At 63.2% G+C, this 1958-nt stretch carries 3 protein-coding genes; all 3 read right to left on the bottom strand.

The genetic code is table 11. From position 1 onward, the window contains the following. Positions 1–866: NAD(P)(+) transhydrogenase (Re/Si-specific) subunit beta (locus ACTV8E_RS20665; protein ID WP_443200695.1), on the bottom strand; the 866-nt coding region annotated here is incomplete at its 3' end. A 3-nt stretch (positions 867–869) separates the two neighbouring features. Then, positions 870–1181, bottom strand: coding sequence for an NAD(P) transhydrogenase subunit alpha (locus ACTV8E_RS20660; RefSeq protein WP_251837864.1), 312 nt, complete (start codon positions 1179–1181; stop codon positions 870–872). 15 nt (positions 1182–1196) lie between these two features. Further along, positions 1197–1958 (bottom strand): NAD(P) transhydrogenase subunit alpha (locus ACTV8E_RS20655; protein ID WP_443200694.1); only part of this gene is annotated, 762 nt, incomplete at its 5' end.

The following is a 1958-nucleotide window of genomic DNA, read 5'->3' as shown; positions in this document are numbered from 1 at the left end:
ATCACGTTGAAGAACGAGCGGTTCATCGCCTTGCACATGATGTAGGAGAGGATCGCGCCTGAGGAACCCACCAGGGAGCCGGCGATGATCAGCATCGAGTTGTTCAGCGAGAAGCCGATGCCGGCCGCCGCCCAGCCCGAATAGCTGTTGAGCATCGATACCACCACCGGCATGTCGGCGCCGCCGATGGGAATGATGATCAGCACGCCGATCACGAACGCCAACGCCACCAGCAGCGCAAAGGCCGAGATATCGCCGGTGAAGGTGTAGACCAGGCCGAGGCCGACAATCGCCAGGCCGACCACCAGGTTGAGCAGGTGCTGGCCCTTGAACTGCACCGGAGCGCCTTGGAACAGGCGGAACTTGTACTTGCCCGAGAGCTTGCCGAAGGCAATCACCGAACCGGAGAAGGTGATTGCACCGATGGCCGCACCGAGGAACAGCTCCAGGCGGTTACCGGCCGGAATCGGGTCGGCCATGCTGGCGACGATGCCCAGCGACTGCGGCTCGACGACCGCGGCAATGGCAATGAAGACCGCGGCCAGGCCGATCATGCTGTGCATGAAGGCGACCAGCTCCGGCATCTTGGTCATTTCCACGCGCTTGGCCATGATCGAGCCGGCGGTGCCGCCGATCAGCAGGCCGACGATGACGTAGCCGATGCCCTGGGTGGCCCCCCCTTCTCTTAAAGAGAGCGCGCCGAGCTTGTAGATCAGCCCCACGGTAGTGACGATGGCGATGGCCATGCCGAGCATGCCGAACAGGTTGCCGCGCCGCGAGGTGGTCGGGTGCGAAAGGCCCTTGAGGGCTTGAATGAAAAACACCGAGGCGATCAGGTAGAGAACAGTAATCAGGTTCATGCTCATGGCTTACTTCTCCACCGAGGCCTTCGGAGCCTTCTTCTTGAACATTTCCAGCATGCGGCGGGTAACCAGGAAGCCACCGAACACGTTGACGGCGGCCAATGCCACGGCCAGGGTGCCCATGACCTTGCCCAGCGGGGTGACGGTCAGCGCGGCAGCCAGCATGGCGCCAACGATGACAATGGCGGAAATCGCGTTGGTCACCGCCATCAGCGGGGTGTGCAGGGCCGGGGTGACGTTCCAGACCACGTGGTAGCCAATGTAGATGGCCAGCACGAAGATGATCAGGTTGTAGATACCGTCGGAAATCAAATCCATGTCGCGATCCTTCCCTTAGCCGTTGTGGCGCACGACCTCACCGCCTGTGCACATCAGGCACGCGGCGACGATGTCGTCTTCGAGGTTGAGGTGGAACTGGCCGTCCTTGTCGATGACCAGCTTGAGGAAATCCAGCAGGTTGCGGGCATAGAGGGCCGAGGCATCGGCCGGCACCATGGCGGCCAGGTTGCTGTGGCCGACAATGGTTACGCCATGTTGCATGACCACTTGATCGGCAACAGTCAGCGGGCAGTTGCCACCTTGTGCCGCGGCCAGGTCGATGATCACCGAGCCGGGCTTCATCTCGGCGACCGTGGCTTCCTGCAGCAGGGTGGGCGCCTGGCGGCCCGGAATCAGGGCGGTGGTAATGACGATGTCGGCCTGCTTGGCGCGCTCGTGCACCGCCTTGGCCTGGCGTTCCATCCAGGATTGCGGCATCGGACGGGCATAGCCGCCGACGCCTTGGGCGCATTCACGCTCTTCATCGGTCTCGAACGGCACCTCGACGAACTTGGCGCCAAGCGATTCGATTTGTTCCTTCACGGCCGGGCGCACGTCGGAGGCCTCGATCACCGCGCCCAGACGTTTGGCGGTGGCAATGGCCTGCAAACCGGCCACCCCGGCGCCGAGAATCAGCACACGGGCGGCTTTCACGGTCCCGGCGGCGGTCATCAGCATGGGCATGAAGCGCGGGTAATGATGCGCGGCGAGCAGTACGGCCTTGTAGCCAGCGATGTTGGCCTGGGAGGACAAGACGTCCAGGCTCTGCGCGCGGGA

Origin of the sequence: Pseudomonas sp. B392_1p, assembly GCF_052245235.1 — a bacterium.
GTDB classification, from domain to species: domain Bacteria; phylum Pseudomonadota; class Gammaproteobacteria; order Pseudomonadales; family Pseudomonadaceae; genus Serpens; species Serpens gallinarum.
This window is presented reverse-complemented; position numbering and strand designations above follow the sequence as displayed.

What these genes read in the sequence shown, in the direction of transcription:
- ACTV8E_RS20660 (WP_251837864.1), bottom strand. Translation starts at nt 1,181, where the DNA reads ATGGATTTGATTTCCGACGGTATCTACAACCTGATCATCTTCGTGCTG.